We start from the raw sequence: 17,357 nt of genomic DNA on the forward strand, positions 1-17,357 counted from the left end.
CGGCGCCTTAAGCGCTGGCCGTTCCTCTATTCAATCCTTTCGAGTAGCTCATGCTTGCGAGCAGGAAGTAAATCGTCTGCATGACAACGAAGATACCGATAATCACAAACGAATACAGCCACACGCTGGATTCCATCAATCCGTCCAGCGCCTTCATCGCAAACAGCGCATGAATGGTACCAACCAAGCAGGGCAGATAGAAGATGATGCCGATCTGGGTCACCGTTATTTTTCGAATCTCCTGGCTTGTCATTCCAATCCGTTTCAAAGCGTTGAACTGCGCCTGATCCTCCTGCAGCTCCGTAAACATCTTGAAGTAAATCAAGCTGCCCGATGCGATAAAGAACAGCAAACTGATAAACAGGCCGATAAACAGCGTAAGCTGGCTTGTTTCCTTCATATTGGCGAAGTTATCCGCGCGGTTACGGTTGATCTGCCCTGCAAGATCTTCTTTTACTTGTAATTTCTTAATAGCCGGACCCGCGTTTTCCCAATCCTTCACTTCATAACCGTACCAGACAAGCTGCTCGCTTTCCGGCACATTGGCAAGAAGCTGCTTATAGTCGCCATCCTCTACAATGATAGTCATCCAGTTAAAATCGGTCTGATTCATGACGCTGTCGGAAAGGGTCGTTGATACGGCATAATCTATAGCCTTGCCCTGTACAGTCCCCTGAATCCGTTCAATAGGCGGGTTGAATGATCCCGGCATCGCCACCGTATCCGGCTTCAGATGGATTTTCTTCTTTCCTTGCGCTTCCGCCAAACGGTTATAATCCGACTCTGAGATCATCATAGTATCCGGATTATAGTCGATGTTGTTCCCGTTGCTCCGCGTCAGCTTGATATGGGTTACGCTGGCTCCGGCGACAATCTTCTCATCGGTAACGGGATGGCCCGCTTCACGGAGATGCGTCTTCAGCTCCTCCGGATCAATCACATCATGGCTTTGAAGTCCTTTCTCCATCACGGCTACCGCATAAGGATAGAACTGGTGAACTTGCTGCTTGGCGCTGACCTGCATCAGATAAAAAGTTCCGGATGCGGTCAAAATAACCGCGCTCATAATCGAGACCATAAACAAAATCCGCGCGTTATCCTTCAGCTTGTAGCCAAGCTGCGACAGAACAACCATGTTGGTCTTGTTATAAAAGAAGGAATGGCGTTTCTGCAGGAAACGGATCAGCAGCACGCTGAACTGCGTGAATAGGAAATAGGTTCCAACCGTCACCGTTACCAGAATAAGAAGCGACATATATAAGAAGTTAAACGGATTTAACATAACCGCCATCGTGTAGCCCGCGCCAAGGGAAATAAGCGCCAGCGCAACCAGCCAAGGCGAGAACAGCAGCATCCCTTTTGGCTTGCGGCCAGCTTTGAAGAGTTCAATCAACTCGGCTTTGCCGATCCGAAGCGAAGTAAGGACCGCAATCGCGACAAACAGAACAAAGAAACCAAGTCCCGTCATTCCGACTGCCTTCAGCGGAGCGGCAAACGGTATAGGATCCGTTACTTTCAGAAACACCGATAATGCCATAAAAAACAGCTTGCTGAACAGCATCCCAAGGCCGATCCCGACGCCAATGGACAGAATGGCCAGGGCAATGCTTTCATATATAACAAGCTTCCTAAGCTGCGCTTTGGTCATCCCAAATAAGGACAATAAACCAAACTCCTGCTTGCGTGTTTTAAGAAAAGCCGAGTTGGAGTACAGGACAAACAGGAATGAGAAGATACCGATGATGTACAGGCAGAACAACATCCCTCTTCTAACCTTTGCCGCCTGCTGAATATGCCCGCTTACCACATCCGGATGAAAAATAAACGACGAATACATATAGAAGATCAGTACGGAAAATACGCAGCTTAGGAAAAAGGCGCTGTAGGATCGCCAATTCCCCTTCATATTGCTAAGCGCGAGCGAACGGAACGTCATCGAAATTACCTCCCAGTACACTCAAAGAATCCAGAATCTGCTGGAAGAACGCTTGACGGTTCGTTCCTCTCCGGATTTCGCTGAACAGCTTGCCGTCCTTAATAAAGACAATGCGTTTGCAATAGCTTGCCGAGAACGGATCATGCGTAACCATTAGAACCGTAGCGCCAAGCCGCTCGTTCATATCCTTCAGCGCATCCATAACATCCTTCGCCGCTTTGGAATCGAGGTTACCGGTGAGCTCGTCGGCAAGCACAAGCGCAGGCTGATGTATGATTGCCCGGGCAATAGCGGCACGCTGCTTCTGTCCGCCGGACACCTCATACGTCCGCTTGTCCAGAATACTATCGATATTAAGCATAATCGCCAGCGGTTTTAGCTTCTCTTCAATAACGCGCGGCGCTACGCCTTCCAGCACCAGCGGTAAAATAATGTTTTCCTTAATCGTCATCGTATCAAGCAGATTAAAATCCTGAAACACAAAGCCCAGCTCTCTGCGGCGGAACAACGCCAGCTTCTTGTCGCTCAGCTTGGCAGGCTGTACGCCGTTAATCTCCAGCTCGCCGGATGTCGGACGGTCAATCGTTGCGAGCAGGTTAAGAAGCGTTGTTTTCCCGCTGCCCGAAGGCCCCATGACGCCAACAAATTCTCCCGCTTCAATGTTCAGATCGATATCCTCAAGTGCCCGATAGGACATATTCCCTTTTGAATGATAAACCTTTCCAATCCCTTTCGTACGCAATACACTCATCGTAACAGCCTCCCAAAGACTTGCTCATTTGTTTTGATTATGGACTCAGTATAGCTCCATCCGCCCGTATCAACCCATCGATTTACCTTTCAATTGGAGGCTTCGAATCTTACGATTTTGTCATGTTTGGATCGCATTGGCTTACTTAACGCAACAAATGGATCCCTTCAGGGCGGAACACAACCGTAACCTTCGTACCGGAACCAACCTCTGATTCAGCAAACAGCTCAAGACCAAGATTGCCGCATACCTTCTTAGCCAAGTAAAGCCCCATCCCCGTCGACTCCTCAACCGCACGGCCATTCTCTCCCGTGAAAAACGGATCAAAAATCCTTGGCAGATCATGCGCCTCAATCCCGATTCCTTCATCTATAACAGACAGCCTGACAGCACTTGAATCCGGTTCCCGTTCAATGCTGACAATCAGCTTCTTCGAGCCCGGCTTGCGCTTTGAATATTTGATCGCATTGCCGATCAGTTGATTCAAGATAAACGTCAGCCATTTCTCGTCGGTCTCCACAACCGCCTCTCCGTCAATTCTCGGAAAAATAGCATGCCGGATGCAGAGCTGCTTGTGCGCGTTTATTACACTGCGGGCCGCTTCATGCAGCGGAACCGAACGGGGATGCAGATCGAATTCGATCTTGTCGAGCCTCGCCGTATGCAGCATCATATCGAGCCCTCTAGTCATCCTGCCGGTCTCCTCGCGGATGCTTTGCAGCCTTTCCGAATGGGCAGGCGGAACATCCTGTTCCTGCAGCGCTTCCTGGACAAGCAGATCAATAACCGACACGGGAGTCTTCATATGATGAACCCATTGCAGCACAAAATGATTATGCTGCTCCTGCTGCCGGCGGTACTGGCCAAGCTCGGTCAAGTATGCGCCGTATTGCGCGGCCAATAGCTTCTGCACGGCAATCTGTTCTTTGGTGACGCCGGAAGTAACCACCATCGAAGCCTTTAGCTCCGTTCCGTGTTCATTCGCATCCTGAAGCTGCTTGTAGTAGCTGCGCTGTCGAAGGAAGTCAACGGCCAGTCCAATAACCAACAGGAAGACCGCAAGCTCGGCGTAATAATAGACAAGACCCGCGTCGGCTCTCTCATAACGGAGTTTATCCAGAGAAAACATCACACACGCCATGACGGAGCATAACAGGTAGGTTGCGATCAGCACTTTCCGGTCCCAGAGATAAGCACGAATCATGCTTTGGCCACCTGCAGAGCTTCGGCGCTCAGCCTGTAGCCTTGTCCGCGTACCGTCTCAATCGCTTTTATAATGCCGATTTCTTCGAGCTTCTTGCGTAACCGAGTCACATTAACGGTTAACGTATTGTCATCCACAAACTGAACATCATCCCATAAAGCCTCAAGCAGCTGTTCTCTTGCCACGATCTCATCCGGCTTCTTCATAAAAGCTTCGGCCAGAAGCCGTTCGTTCTTCGTGAGCTCCGTCCGCCCACCCTGCCATTCCAGCTCGTTGCGGCTAAGATTAAGGCGCAGCCCGTACAATTCGAGTTCAGAGGATGCGGCCGCCGAAGCGGCCGAAGCCGCGGCATATTCCCCGTAAGCCCGGCGCAAAGCTCCTTTTACCTTCGCTAGCAGCAAATCCAGATGGATAGGCTTCGAGAGATAATCATCTCCCCCATTCTCGATAGCCATCACCTGATCCATCTCTCCTTCGCGGGCTGAGATAAACAGAATCGGGACATTAGACCTTGTCCGAATCTGCCTGCACCAATAAAAGCCGTCGAAATACGGCAGATTGATGTCGAGCAGAACAAGATGCGGATCATAAGACGCAAATTCACCGAGCAAATCCTTGAACTGAGTAGCCCTTCCCGCTTCAAACCCGTATTTCTCCATGGTTGATTTCAATATAGCTCCTATTTTGTCATCGTCTTCGATGATGAATATCCGATACATTCCGACATTCCTCCTCATTGTCATTTTTAGGATAGCAATTTCACCTTCGCCAATCAACCTAGGTCTTTCTTCACAAAATCATTACAATTTCTAAATAATGGGATAATAATCCGCTGTTAGACTAGCGTAGAAATCGAAATAGTTCCGACGCGGCTTGACGGGGGGAAAAATCAAGGCCATTCATACATACCGGCGTAGTGCCGTCGGACCTAGCAACTATTCGAAAATAAGAAAGGTGACGAACTACAAATGAAAAAAGCAGTAGTCATTTCCGTGCTCGCAACAGCAATTGGAGCAGCAGCTGTTACACCAGTAATGGCGCAATCGGCCGTACAAACGGCACAAGCGGTTCAAGTCGGTTCCATTACCGTATCCATCAACGGCAACTCTGTCGCAATCCGCACGATTGACGCACAAGGCGTAACACTCGCTTCTGTTCGCGACCTGGCGAAAGCTCTTGAAGCTTCCCTAAATGTTTCAGGCAGCACAATTACCGTTCAATTGAACCACAATGTTGTTAAGCTGAGCGATGCCGTGACTGTAAACGGTACAGCATTCGTTGAACCGGTAAGCTTCCTTGGCAAGCTGGGCGTAGGCTACTCCAACGGCAACATCACTTCGGTCAAATTCCTTGAGAATGTCGATCAAGTGACATGGGTAAATGCTTCGAAGCTGATCGCATCGATTTCTGGCGAGAGCGGCCGCGAAGATTATCTGGTTGACGCTGCGACAGGCAAAAATGAACTGCTGCTTACTTCGTCCGATACATCCGAACTGATCGTGTCCCCGGATGGTTCGAAAGCCGCTTATTCCGAAGAAGACGGCACGGTTAACGTTATCGATCTGAGCACAAAACAATCCACAAAAGTAAGCACGGATACATCGATTAAAAACGAGATGGTATTCTCGGCTGACGGAAGCTCGATCTTCTTCTTCCAAGGCGACAAAAACTCCGTTATCTGCAAGCTTAGCCTGGCTGACGGCAGCGTAACGAAAGTGCTGGAAGACAAAGTCGACTACAAAGCAAACCTTTCAGTATCTGCTGACGGTTCGAAAGTGGCTTACTTCCAAATCAAACAGCCTGTTGTAAAAAATGACGCTACGGACGTAAGCAAGGACGATGTCACTATCGACCCAACAGGTACGGAAACGCAAGCATTCTTCTACGACTCGGCTAAAGGCGACAACAAGCCTGTTCAACTGACGAAAGACGCAAGCGACAAAGCGTTCCTGGAATTGTCCGCTGACGGTTCGAAAGTTTACTACGTAAGCATCAACGACGATAACACGGGCAACGTTTCTTCGGTAAACACCGCTTCTCTTGAAGCAGCAAACGTCTACAACGCTGAAGACGTGTACCAAATGAACCAAGCTGACGGCAAACTGATCGTGTTGACTGCAAAAGGCGATGCAAACAGCATCAGCGCTATCGACCCTGCAACAGGTACGGCAAGCAAGCTGTACAGCGTATCGGATGCTGTATCCGAGCTGATCGTATCGGGCAAAGGCGATATCGCCGCAATCAGCAACGACCAGCTGGCTGTTCCGGTTAACGGCAAATTCACAACGATTACTCGCTAATCGACAAATAACTTAACATCTTTTAGGAGGATAAATGAAATGAAACTGAAATGGCTTAAAGTGGCTACGGTAGCCGCTCTTATCGCAACAATCGGCTTTGGCTCCGTTCAAGCCCCTACAAAAACAGAAGCAGCAAGCAAGCTGTCCGGCAAAATCGTAATCAACGGCTCGTCCGCCCTTCTTCCGCTTACTCTTCAAGCGGCTAACGAATTTAAAAAGCTGAATCCGAAAGTTAAAATCTCCGCTTCGGCTGCCGGCTCCATCACTGGCCCTCAATCCGTACGCAAAGGTATCGCTGATATCGGTGCGGTTGACTGGGACGCTACGCAAGCTGTTCCCGGCTTCGAAGCCTTCACAGGCCAAGTAGCTAACAAAGTAGCGGTTACTCCGTTCGCTGCAGTAGTTAACAAAAGCGTTACGGCAACAAACCTGACTACAAAACAACTGCAAGACATTTTCTCCGGCAAAGTAACGAACTGGAAAGAAGTTGGCGGCAAAGATGCCGATATCATCGTCGTTAACCGTGCATTTGGTTCCGGTACCCGCGTTAACTTCCAACAAAAAGCGTTGAACGGTACGGACTTCATGACAAAAGGCTCTAACTACAAAGAAGTTAAAACAAGCGGCGACATGAAAACAGCCGTTGAGTCGACTCCAGGCGCTATCGGTTACCTCGACTTCGCTTACATCACTACAAAAATGACTGGCGTAAGCATCAACGGCGTTGCTCCAACTGTAGACAACGTAATCAACGGTAAATACAAAGTTTGGGGCTACGGCTATTACATGACTAAAGGCCAACCTACAGGCGTTGTTAAAGAATTCATCAAATACGTGCAAAGCGCTAAATTCCAAAACGGTTCGCTGAAAAAGCTGAAGTTCATCCCGCTTTCCGCAATGAAATAATCCAAGTTAATCGAATACAGGTAACGGCGGCCGTCTTTCGCGAAGCGACAGGCGGCTGCTTGCTACCGAAGGAGCCGATCAATAAATATGTTAGATACCTCATCCACTGCGGGCCAGATCGATCTGGGCGGCAGTCTTTTGACGGGAAGCGGAAAGCCGTTTGACCGCAGGAAGCGCCTGTTTGTGATGAACCGCCTGTTCCGTTACGTTTGCATTGCCTGCGCCGGTTTTGTGTGTCTGATTCTTTTCCTTATCCTTGCGCTTATGTTCCGCACCGGCGTTTTGACCTTTGGCGATGTGTCCTTCTCCGAATTTTTCCTGTCCACGGAATGGAGCCCGGAGACCGAGCAATACGGCGGACTGTTATTCATCTTCGGCACGTTTGCCCTTACTTTGCTAACTTTGATTATTTCAGTTCCGCTCTCGCTCCTGATCGCGGTCTTTCTGTCGACCTTTGTTCCGGCATGGCTGAAAAATATGCTTCGTCCGGTCATGGACCTGCTCGTCGGCATTCCGTCCGTTGTATACGGCTATCTGGGCCTCACGGTTCTTATCCCGCTGATACGGAACGTTACCGGAACGGGCATGGGTGACGGCCTGCTTGCAGCCTCTCTCGTATTGACCATCATGGTCCTGCCGACTATCAGCCGGATCAGCGATGACTCGATCACAGCCGTACCGAAGAAATTCAGCGATGCATCTTATGCCCTTGGCGCTACCCGTTTCCAAACCGTCGTAAAGGTGCTTATTCCTTCCGCGCGCAGCGGTATTATGTATGCCGTTATTCTCGGTATGGCCCGCGCGATCGGCGAAACCATGGCGGTTGTTATGGTTATCGGCAATACCCCGCAAATCGCGGACAGCCTGCTTAAGCCTACCTCGGTATTAACGAGTAACATCGTTATGCAGATTGCCAACGTTCCGTTCGATTCCACTTGGAACTATGCGCTGTATCTGATGGGCTTCCTGCTGCTTGCCATCTCGCTTCTGATGATCGTAGGCGTACGCTGGCTGCAACGGAGAGGAGTACAACAATAATGAGCAATGTAAACACCACAGTAAATACAACCAATCCTTTCCGCGGCAAAAGAGGAATCAATAGCTTTAATAACCGTCTGTTTACGATTCTGGTCTGGACCGTTGGTATCGCTATCGTTCTCTTTATACTCGGGCTCCTGTTCCTCATTCTGAAGGACGGTCTGCCTAAGCTATCCTGGAACTTCCTGTTTGGCTTGCCAAGCGAAATCGATGAAGGCGGCGGTATTGGGCCAGCCCTGCTGAACTCCTTCTATATCCTGTTCCTGTCGCTTGCGATTGCTATTCCGCTCGGGATGGCTGCAGGCATCTATCTTGCCGAATTTGCGCCTGACAACAAGCTAATCTCGTTTGTACGGATATGCGTAGAGGGACTCGCTTCCGTACCTTCGATTATCTTTGGTTTGTTTGGTATCGCGCTGTTCGTTGAGATGTTCCAGCTTGGCCTTACGATTCTCGGCGGCGCTGTCAGCCTGGCATTCTTGAATCTGCCGGTACTGACCCGCGTAACGGAAGAATCGATCCGTGCCGTGCCGAAGGAATTGAAAAACGCTTCCTTCGCTTTGGGGGCTACACATTTACAGACGATCGTTCGCGTCTTGATCCCTGCAGCCATGAACGGAATTATTACGGGGATCTGTCTTGTCGCGGGTCGCGCCTTTGGCGAAAGCGCCGTTATTATTCTGACTGCCGGCGTTACGACCTCCGGCGAAATGTGGGATTTCAGCCTCTTCTCGCCGGGCGAGACGCTTGCCGTTCACCTGTGGTATGTACAGTCCGAGGCTATCGTTCCGGACGCCCAGGATATCGCCCAGAAGTCGGCGGCGGTACTCGTGTTCTTCGTTCTGCTTATCAACCTGGTGTTCCGTATTCCTCTTTGGCTGAACTCTCGTAAGATGCAGAGGTCATAGGAGATCGGGGATGGCCACAGCGAAAGTGAACGCTCTTTCGACCGCTGTTGCTCGGGGATTGCTCGACTAAACTTGTAGTGGTTGCAATCCCCGAGCAAAGGCGGGCGCTACGCTTCTCAAGAGCATTCACTTCCTCCGTTCCTTGCCGACTTCTTTTTTTAAAACAAAAAACGGCGTCCGCTAAAATGGGACGCCGTTTTGGTTTTGGCTAGACAGGTTGTGTTGGGCAACCTGTCTAATTTGGTCAAAAAAGGCTGGCTGAGCCTGGCCTTTTGCGAATGCTTTTGTTTGGCTTCGCCAAACAGGCGGAGCGAAAGAATGTTCTGGAGAAACGGAGTGCTCGCTTTTGTTCCCGGAATCGTACCTTGTACGATAAATTCAGAGATTCCGGGAACAATGGCGATTGGTACTTTTGCGCAGCCTGCGTACTGGCGAATCCCCAATAAAAAAGCTGAGCACAGGCGTGCTCAGCCCAATATCAGCAGTCGCTATCCGGCTTGCCAGCCGCCGCAGCGGTACGGAAGCTGGAGCCGCAGCCGCATGTAGCGGTTGCGTTCGGATTTTCGATCGTAAAGCCGCCGCCCATTGCCGACTCTTTCCAATCGATGATAAGACCAAATAAATACTTCAAGCTCTCGTCGTCTACGACTACTTTCAAGTCGGCAACTTCCAACGACTTGTCGTTCTCGTTCTCTTCGTCGTCGAAGCCCATGCCATAGGAGAAGCCAGTGCAGCCTCCTTCCTTAACGCCAATGCGCAGGAACAACCCGGGAGTTCCTTCCTCCTCGAGCATTTCTTTTATTTTCTCAGACGCCGATTCACTAATAGTGATCATGCTTCTTCCCTCCTCTATATAAATAAGAATAAATGTATCGTTGTAGTTACAGTATACTCCTCTTCCTCCGCTTCCTCAAGAGATGAGAGCCTTCCTGTTGGAACGAGTTGAAGACTTTAGGTGTTGCCGCCTTTTGCGTACGGGTTTATAATAATGGAAGCTTTCTTAATCGGATGAGCAAGTTATTTTTTTCACAAAGGCATAGCCTGAATTTATTCCACTCTTCCTAGAACGGTAAATGGCAGCATGCCGCAGCACTACACATAACTAACTTTTGAGAAAAAGGAGGTTGCCAAGATGAACATCACCATTCCATCTGATAATAAGCAAATGCAGTCGATTATCGACAAAGTCCGTAACGGGGAACGCCTTACGCTTGAAGACGGTGTATTCCTGTATCAATCGGATGATCTGCTTACGATTGGGCAACTAGCTAATGAAGTTAACCTTCGCAAGAACGGTAAAAAGGTTTATTTTATCGAAAACATGAGCTTATACTTTACGAACGTCTGTGAAGCACATTGCGCATTCTGTAACTTCCGCAAAGACGAAGGCGCACCAGGCGCCTATACCTTATCCGGTCAAGAAATGATTGAGTACGTTGAACAGCATTTCCACCCTGGTGTACGAGAATTCCATATTGTAGGCGGTCATAACCCGCATGTTCCGTTCCAATATTACGTCGATTCCCTGAAGGCATTAAACGAGCGCTTCCCAGAAGTAACGCTTAAAGCCTACACAGCTGCGGAAATCGACTTTTTCTCGCGTATTAGCGGCTTAAGCTACAAGGAAGTATTGGAAGAGCTTATGAAAGTCGGCCTCAAATCGCTTACCGGCGGAGGCGCAGAAATATTATCCGATCATTACCGCAAAAAAATGCGCGTCGATAAAGCCGACGTCAGCCAATATTTAGATGTGCACCGCACCGCTCATAATCTTGGCCTGCGCACGCATACGACCATGCTGTACGGCTCGATTGAATCGCATGAGGACCGTATTCGCCACATGATACAGATCCGTGAGCTGCAAGATGAAACAAACGGATTCCAGGTATTTATTCCGCTCTCTATGCAGCCGATTAACCCGAAAGCCGGCATCCGTCGCCGCAACTCGGCATTCGAGGATCTGAAGACGATCGCGATCAGCCGTCTGATGCTGGACAACGTTCAGCATATTAAAGCTTACTTCATTAACATTGGTACACAACTGACTCAAGTTGCTCTGACGATGGGCGCATCAGACGCTCACGGCACCATTGTAAAAGAAAAAATCAGCCATGCGGCGGGCGCTCTTACGCCGGAAGGCATCACGCGTGAGGATCTCTTATGGCTCATTAAAGGAGCCGGACGTATCCCAGTGGAGAGAGATACGTTCTATAACGAAATTAAAGTATATGAGTAATCACGCGGCTAGTCGCACATATTAGGCACACAACAAGTCATTCATCATTTTGGAGTTGGGTAGGGAATCATATGAGAAAATTTGTTATATTAGGCGGCGGTTACGGCGGCCAGGCTATCGCAGCAGATGTGATCGAGAAACAGCTGCCAATCGACGTTGAAGTCATCCTCGTAGACCGTATGCCATATCAAGGCCTTAAAACAGAGTATTACGCACTTGCAGCCGGAACGGTTTCGGATTTGGAGATTCGCGTGAAATTCCCGCAGGATCCTCGTCTGACAACCCGGTATGGAGAAGTTGTAGATATCGACATGGACAAAAAACTTGTTTACCTGGAAGGTCAAGATCCAATCGATTACGAGTGGCTCGTAATTGGACTCGGCTGTACGGATAATTACCACGGCATTGAAGGGGCGGAAGAGTTCTCAAACAGTATTCAAACCCTTTCGAATGCACGCAAAACTTACCAGATGCTGAACGACGTGAAGCCTTACGGTCAAGTATCGATCATCGGCGGCGGTCTTAGCGGCGTAGAAGTGGCTGCAGAGCTGCGCGAAGCCCGTTCCGACCTGAACATACGCATTATTGACCGCGGACCAAGCGTAATGTCGGCCTTCCCTGGATCGCTGCAGAAGTTTGTGGCTTCCTGGTTCAAAGAGCATGAAGTTGAGATGCTCAGCCATATTTCGCTCTGCCGCCTTGAGCAAGGCGCTTTGCACGATGCGAATGCCAATCAAACGATCCTGACCGACGTAACGGTATGGACAGCCGGCATTCAGCCGATTGAGATTGTACAGCGCATGAATCTGCCGAAGGACAAACAAGGACGGCTTATCATTAATGAGTACCATCAGCTGCCGGATTATACCGATGTCTTTGTTTGCGGCGACTGCGCGTCACTGCCATTCTCCCCTAGCGGGCAAGCGGCCGGCGCGCAAGGCAAGCAAATCGCGGAAGCTATCCATGCCATTTGGAACAACAAAACGCCTAAGCTTGGCAAAATCAAGCTGAAGGGCGTTATGGGCTCCCTTGGCAAGAAAAGCGGCTTCGGCCTCATGGGCAGCACGCCGATGATGGGGAAAATTCCGCGTTTGATCAAGAGCGGAATTCTCTGGAAATCGAAACGCCACTTCGGTTAGTCTTAAATATCGGATAATCGGAAATTATATTATGGCTTTAAGCTGATGGCTTCGCGAATACGGGTTTCTAGATCCTCTATGGATTCGGCAGCGGTTATTCTGCCGGCAACTAGCGCGAATGGCTTCAAATAACATTCCCCGCAGTTGCCGAGACAGCCGTATTCGATGACCTTCAGCCGAACATCTTGTTCGAGCTGCTTCATGATTTGCTCGGTTCCGTGATGCATGTTGCCGTTGCAGAACTCGATAAGCGGTTTTGACAATTTTTTGATCACCTGGCCTTAACGGTTGATATCCATTTTCATTCCTCGCACTTTGTACTATAATAGGGGAGAAAGGAGATGATTGCAATGAGTCAAGCACAAGATACAATGTACGACGAAGTATTGGACGTACTGGATAAATTGCGTCCGTTCCTGCAACGCGACGGCGGTGACGTAGAACTGGTAGACGTAGAGGACGGTATCGTTAAACTTCGTCTGATGGGTGCATGCGGAAGCTGCCCAAGTTCGACAATTACACTGAAAGCCGGTATCGAGCGCGCGCTGCTCGAGGAAGTTGAAGGCGTACAGGAAGTTGTTCAGGTATTCTAAAATGTAAAGAGTCTTGCCCGCTTCAAGCAGGCAAGACTCTTTTTTTTTGTTCCTTATAATCCGATTATGTTGGAACGAATCGCATCAAAACCGCCGGTTACGTTTATAAAGCTGCCGGTCAAATAATCCGATCTCGACTGGCAAAGGAAGCCAATCACTCTCGCGATATCTTCACCGGTTCCCGGCCTGCCAACCGGCGACTCGAGATCCCTCTCGCAAGTTGCCTCGTCAATCGTCCGCTCCTTGTTTAGGCCGCGGATATCACCGGGCGCTATCATGTTTACGGTAATGCCGGAGGGCGCCTCTTCGACCGCAAGCGATTTGGTGAAGGAGACGAGACCCGTCTTCGCCGCCGCATATACGGCCCTGTGAGGCCATGCTCTGGCTTCGTCCGCGTGTCCGAAGCCCAAATGGATAATCCGTCCCCAGCCCCTCTTACGCATGCCTGGGAGCAGCTTATGGTCCAGCAGCATAACGCCGAGCAAATTACCGTTTAACAGTTGAATGATAGCGTCTTCATTATAATCCGCAAACAAGCGCCGCTCGCGTATAAACGGGCCTGCGTTGTTCACAAGGATATCAATACCGCCATTCCAGGCTTCCGCTTCGGCTGCCAGCTGCGCTACACCTGCCGGAACGGAAATATCGCCTTGTATAGCAATTGCTTTAACACCCAGCTGCTCGATTTCGCGCTGAAGCTCCAGCGCCTCCTGCCTGCTCTCCAGATAGTTTAACACGATGCTGCAGCCAAGACTTGCGAGCTGCAATGCAGTCCGTTTACCAAGCCCCTTGGCGCTTCCGGTTACAAGCGCCGTTCTGCCCATCAGCTCCACGAGCATTCCTCCTCGCGATTTTAAGCCTACCTGGATCGTATTAGTCTGCAAGCATAGTCAAAGGTTAGGCGTAATGATCCTGTCACCATTTGCAGTCCATGCTGGAGATCCTCCGATTGCGCAGCAATATTCTCCAGCTGTACTTCCTGACCGTATATTTTATGCGCCTGCGCAAGATCATCCTGCATCTCCGTATTCATGTAATGAATTTCGGTATTGCGGCGCTTCCGCAGCCGCCCCATCGGTTCCTTCAGGCTTTCCTTGATGTCGTTCAGCTTCCAGGTCAAATCCGGATGCGCCTTCTTGTCGCGCATATTGCGCAGAACCGTGAAGTAGGAGAAATGCGGCTTGATCTTCTCCGTCTTCAAATCAAGGATGTCGTTAAGAAAGATACTCAGCTTATCCAGCAGGGCAAAAATACGGATAAACGCGTTTTTGTCAAAATAAACGTAGCGCTGATAATTAAGCTGTTCCTCCTCCGACATTTGGCTGACGGAAGGCGACTTGATCTTCTCCTTAAAGCGCCTAGCCGCGTAGCAGCTTTGCTCGATTTCGTTCAAGGAAGCGACCAGCCCCTTCGTCCACACTTCATACGTACGGAGCTTATGATCGTTGTCCTTGCCCGCTTCGATCTTCTCATGCAGAATGGCGATAAACTGATTCATCAGCTGTAACGTTTCTGCAAGGCGGCCTTGCGGCTCCCTTTCCGGTTCATCAAATAGAAAACGCAGCATCGGCCATCCCCGCCTCTCTTCGCAACTTAGGATTTGAAGTACTCGTTCCATCTGCTGTCAACCAGCTTGGTAATATCCTCACGCGCGAACAGCTCTGCCGGATAACCCGGCTTCATTCTCGCATCGATAACGATTGGCAGCTTGTATCCAAAATGATGGCGGCGAATTTCGGCATTCGCGTAAATATCATCCGCCGGATTAAACCGCGTGAACACCGTCCATAAGAAGGACGTTTGTCCATGGGCAACGTTTGCGTCATCCGCAAGAATAACAAGCGGCCATTCCGTACCGCGCTCCGACAGCCTAGCCAACAGACGCTCCGCAAGCTGCGGCTCTGCTTCATAGGATGCGCCCGATACAACCAGGCATCCGCGGCAATACACCTGAGCATTCGTAATTTCCTCGATAACGCCTTCTTTATAGCTTGAAGGCAGCTCTCTGACAGGTTTGCCGACGCCAAGCATAACCGCTTTGCTGCCGTGATTAAATTTGCCGCTCGTATAGTCCAGCGTATCATGGGAGGTCTCGTCAAATACAAACAGATCCGTCTGCGGCTCGAACCGCTCAAGCACGGTCTCAAGCAATACGTCAAACCGCGACAAGTCAATCGGCTGATCCGTGAGCATCAGGAACTTGGTCAAGGTAAGTTGGCCTTGGCCTAGAATACTGAAGGCCGTCGACAATGCCTCACGGGAATAGGATTCCCGGACAACGGCTGCGGCAAGCGCGTGTACGCCAGCTTCCGCGTAAGCCCATAGCTCATGTACGCCCGGCATAACCATCGGGAAGGCCGGTGCCAGTAAGCGCTGCAAGTATTCGCCCAGATAATAGTCTTCCTGACGAGGCTTGCCCACAATCGTCGCCGGATAGATCGCATCCTTGCGGTGCCAGACATGATTGACGTTAAAGACCGGGAAATCATGGATAAGCGAGTAATAACCAAAATGATCGCCAAACGGACCTTCCGGACGGCGGAGATGCGCCGGCACTTGTCCGCTGATGACAAACTCGGCTTCCGCCGGAATGCGGTGCTTGCTGTGCGGGTCGGATACAACCGGCAGCTTGCCGCCTAGGATAAGCGAAGCCATTAAGAGCTCCGGCAAATGCTCCGGAAGCGGCGCAATCGCGGAAGCGATCAATGCCGGCGGTCCGCCGAGGAAGACGGATACCGGCAGCGCTTCGTTCCGCTGCTCCGCTTCATGATAATGGAAGCCGCCGCCTTTATGTATTTGCCAGTGCATGCCTGTCGTTGAATCGTCAAAGATTTGCATGCGGTACATCCCTAGATTATGCGCTTTGCGGGATTTTAAGCTCTCCGTATAGACAAGAGGCAACGTAATAAACGGACCGCCATCCTCCTGCCAGCTTGTTACGCGCGGCAGACCGGCCAGCGGATTCTGACGCTTCAGTACTTGCAGAATAGGCGCCGTGCCGCTTGGCACTTCCTTCATGCCTACCTTCATCATGTCCCAGATCAGCTTTTTCTCGCCCCATAAAGCTTTTGGCGTTGGCGGCATAATACGGTCTGCGGCACCAACGATTTGCTTCATGATTTCTTCCGGGCGTGTACCAAACGCAAGGTCAACCCGGCGGCTTGTCCCGAACATATTCGTCAAAACGGGAAAAGGACTGCCCTTCACGTTGGTGAAAAGCAGTGCCGGTCCTTCCTCTTCGATAACGCGGCGGTGAATTTCCGCCAGCTCCAGATAAGGATCTACTTGCGCGTCGATAACGAGCAGATCGTTCTCCTTTTTTAATACCTCTACAAATTCACGCAGGTTTTGAAAACTCAAGCGTTCTCCCGTCCTTCCCGCAGCCGCCAGGAACGTATCAACATATCACACAATATCCCAAACAAGCCCGTTATAATTAAATTATGAAGCAGGTTCGTAAACAGGAACCAGTCATCGTTGCCGATTGTCTCCGTCAGAAGCGCACCGCTCAGAATTTGAGCGATAACCAGGATCAAAGCCCAGCCGGCTGATTTCGTAAGACCTTTACCTTTGCCGCTGATTTTGCGGACATGAATATATAGACCAATCAAAGCAAGACCAAAAATAAGTGCTCCCAAACGATGGATGAAAACAGCTGCCGTTGCTCCCTGAAGCTCAGGTACAACCTCGCCGTTACATAACGGCCAGCCGAGGCAGCCGCCTGCCGACTCGGTATGTCGGATATACGCGCCAAGATAAACAACGATATAACAGAAAATCGTCACAGCCAGCATACGGGGATAAATAGCGCGTGGCACTGTAAATTCCACCGGCTTGCCATTCTTCGAACGGTAAGACCACACGACAAGAAGCAAAGTAAACGCAAAAGCAATTAAGGAAATACCGAAATGAATAGCCATTACTGCGTCAGACTGATACCATTTAACAGCTGCCGCGCCCATTAGCGCCTGAATAATTGTAAAAAGCAGGGCTCCGCTAGCATAGATATACGGCTCTTTGTAATCCGCATTGTTTTTCCGGAACAGCAGGTATATGGCAATAAAGGCTGCCACAACGAGCAAACCTTCAAATCCGGTAATCAAACGGTGAGAAAATTCGATCGCGGTTTCCATTGTATACGCAGGAATAAATTTACCGTTGCAAAGCGGCCAATCGTCACCGCATCCGCGTCCGGATCCGGTATTTGTAACCAATGCTCCGGCAAGAAGAACAAAAAGCATTCCGATGCACGATGCGAGAGCAAGCGCGCGAAAACGGCCGGTAACCATAATAAAATCACCTTATTTCGGGTTTTGTTGTCACCTCATTATAGCCATTATGGGGGT

The 17,357-nt window shown here is 50.0% G+C and carries 17 protein-coding genes; 7 read left to right on the top strand and 10 right to left on the bottom strand.

Translation table 11 applies throughout. The annotated features are described in order from the left end of the window. Positions 1-7 precede the first annotated feature (7 nt). The 4 genes from PJDR2_RS24340 to PJDR2_RS24355 all read right to left on the bottom strand — a co-directional run bounded on the left by PJDR2_RS24340 (position 8) and on the right by PJDR2_RS24355 (position 4,610). Positions 8-1,936 (bottom strand): ABC transporter permease, encoded by a 1,929-nt coding sequence (locus PJDR2_RS24340; RefSeq protein WP_015846392.1) that lies wholly within the window; start codon positions 1,934-1,936, stop codon positions 8-10. Beyond that, on the bottom strand, positions 1,911-2,687 hold the full coding sequence (locus tag PJDR2_RS24345) for an ABC transporter ATP-binding protein (protein ID WP_015846393.1): 777 nt from the start codon (positions 2,685-2,687) through the stop codon (positions 1,911-1,913). Before PJDR2_RS24345 ends, PJDR2_RS24340 begins: the two co-directional genes overlap by 26 nt. A gap of 145 nt (positions 2,688-2,832) precedes the next feature. Continuing rightward, entirely contained in the window at positions 2,833-3,891 is a 1,059-nt protein-coding gene (locus PJDR2_RS24350; RefSeq protein WP_015846394.1) for a sensor histidine kinase, read from the bottom strand. After that, positions 3,888-4,610, bottom strand: coding sequence for a response regulator transcription factor (locus PJDR2_RS24355; RefSeq protein WP_015846395.1), 723 nt, complete (start codon positions 4,608-4,610; stop codon positions 3,888-3,890). Before PJDR2_RS24355 ends, PJDR2_RS24350 begins: the two co-directional genes overlap by 4 nt. 249 nt (positions 4,611-4,859) lie before the next feature. On the opposite strand from PJDR2_RS24355, the gene PJDR2_RS24360 reads away from it, so the two are divergent. The 4 genes from PJDR2_RS24360 (at position 4,860) to pstA (ending at position 9,043) form a co-directional block, all read left to right on the top strand. After that, a complete protein-coding gene (locus PJDR2_RS24360; protein WP_015846396.1) occupies positions 4,860-6,191 on the top strand; it encodes a TolB family protein in 1,332 nt (443 codons plus the stop codon). A gap of 39 nt (positions 6,192-6,230) precedes the next feature. Continuing rightward, on the top strand, positions 6,231-7,097 hold the full coding sequence (locus PJDR2_RS24365; protein ID WP_015846397.1) for a phosphate ABC transporter substrate-binding protein: 867 nt from the start codon (positions 6,231-6,233) through the stop codon (positions 7,095-7,097). 87 nt (positions 7,098-7,184) lie between these two features. Further along, positions 7,185-8,135, top strand: a complete 951-nt coding sequence (gene pstC / locus PJDR2_RS24370) for a phosphate ABC transporter permease subunit PstC (protein WP_015846398.1) — start codon at positions 7,185-7,187, stop codon at positions 8,133-8,135. Next, positions 8,135-9,043 (top strand): phosphate ABC transporter permease PstA, encoded by a 909-nt coding sequence (pstA, locus tag PJDR2_RS24375; RefSeq protein WP_015846399.1) that lies wholly within the window; start codon positions 8,135-8,137, stop codon positions 9,041-9,043. Before pstC ends, pstA begins: the two co-directional genes overlap by 1 nt. Positions 9,044-9,521: 478 nt before the next feature. Here the strand turns inward: pstA and erpA are convergent, their stop codons facing one another. Next, positions 9,522-9,878: an iron-sulfur cluster insertion protein ErpA gene (gene erpA / locus PJDR2_RS24380; protein WP_015846400.1), complete on the bottom strand. Its 357-nt coding sequence runs from the start codon at positions 9,876-9,878 to the stop codon at positions 9,522-9,524. Positions 9,879-10,175: 297 nt separating this feature from the next. Here erpA and mqnE point away from each other — a divergent pair, with 297 nt between their 5' ends. Both mqnE and PJDR2_RS24390 read left to right on the top strand, forming a co-directional pair. Next, a complete protein-coding gene (mqnE, locus tag PJDR2_RS24385) occupies positions 10,176-11,279 on the top strand; it encodes an aminofutalosine synthase MqnE (protein ID WP_015846401.1) in 1,104 nt (367 codons plus the stop codon). A gap of 71 nt (positions 11,280-11,350) precedes the next feature. After that, complete coding sequence (locus PJDR2_RS24390; protein ID WP_015846402.1) at positions 11,351-12,418, top strand: NAD(P)/FAD-dependent oxidoreductase; 1,068 nt, start codon at positions 11,351-11,353, stop codon at positions 12,416-12,418. Between the two features lie 29 nt (positions 12,419-12,447). Here PJDR2_RS24390 and PJDR2_RS24395 read toward each other — a convergent pair whose 3' ends face one another. Further along, the gene (locus tag PJDR2_RS24395; protein WP_150106556.1) at positions 12,448-12,681 is read right to left on the bottom strand and encodes a YuzB family protein; all 234 of its coding nucleotides are present in this window, start codon (positions 12,679-12,681) and stop codon (positions 12,448-12,450) included. Positions 12,682-12,768: 87 nt separating this feature from the next. Between PJDR2_RS24395 and PJDR2_RS24400 the strand changes: the two genes are divergently transcribed. Then, a complete protein-coding gene (locus PJDR2_RS24400) occupies positions 12,769-13,011 on the top strand; it encodes a NifU family protein (RefSeq protein WP_015846404.1) in 243 nt (80 codons plus the stop codon). Positions 13,012-13,064: 53 nt separating this feature from the next. Here PJDR2_RS24400 and PJDR2_RS24405 read toward each other — a convergent pair whose 3' ends face one another. Genes PJDR2_RS24405 through PJDR2_RS24420 form a run of 4 tightly spaced genes read right to left on the bottom strand, consistent with a single transcriptional unit; the run spans position 13,065 to position 17,300 of the window. Beyond that, positions 13,065-13,850: an SDR family oxidoreductase gene (locus tag PJDR2_RS24405; RefSeq protein WP_041613608.1), complete on the bottom strand. Its 786-nt coding sequence runs from the start codon at positions 13,848-13,850 to the stop codon at positions 13,065-13,067. 20 nt (positions 13,851-13,870) lie between these two features. After that, positions 13,871-14,578: a Cthe_2314 family HEPN domain-containing protein gene (locus tag PJDR2_RS24410; RefSeq protein WP_015846406.1), complete on the bottom strand. Its 708-nt coding sequence runs from the start codon at positions 14,576-14,578 to the stop codon at positions 13,871-13,873. 26 nt (positions 14,579-14,604) lie between these two features. Further along, positions 14,605-16,371, bottom strand: a complete 1,767-nt coding sequence (locus PJDR2_RS24415) for a UbiD family decarboxylase (protein ID WP_015846407.1) — start codon at positions 16,369-16,371, stop codon at positions 14,605-14,607. Continuing rightward, positions 16,368-17,300: a COX15/CtaA family protein gene (locus tag PJDR2_RS24420; protein WP_015846408.1), complete on the bottom strand. Its 933-nt coding sequence runs from the start codon at positions 17,298-17,300 to the stop codon at positions 16,368-16,370. Before PJDR2_RS24420 ends, PJDR2_RS24415 begins: the two co-directional genes overlap by 4 nt. Positions 17,301-17,357 lie beyond the last annotated feature (57 nt).

The sequence above is a fragment of the Paenibacillus sp. JDR-2 genome (genome assembly GCF_000023585.1).
In the GTDB taxonomy this organism is placed as follows: Bacteria; Bacillota; Bacilli; order Paenibacillales; family Paenibacillaceae; genus Pristimantibacillus.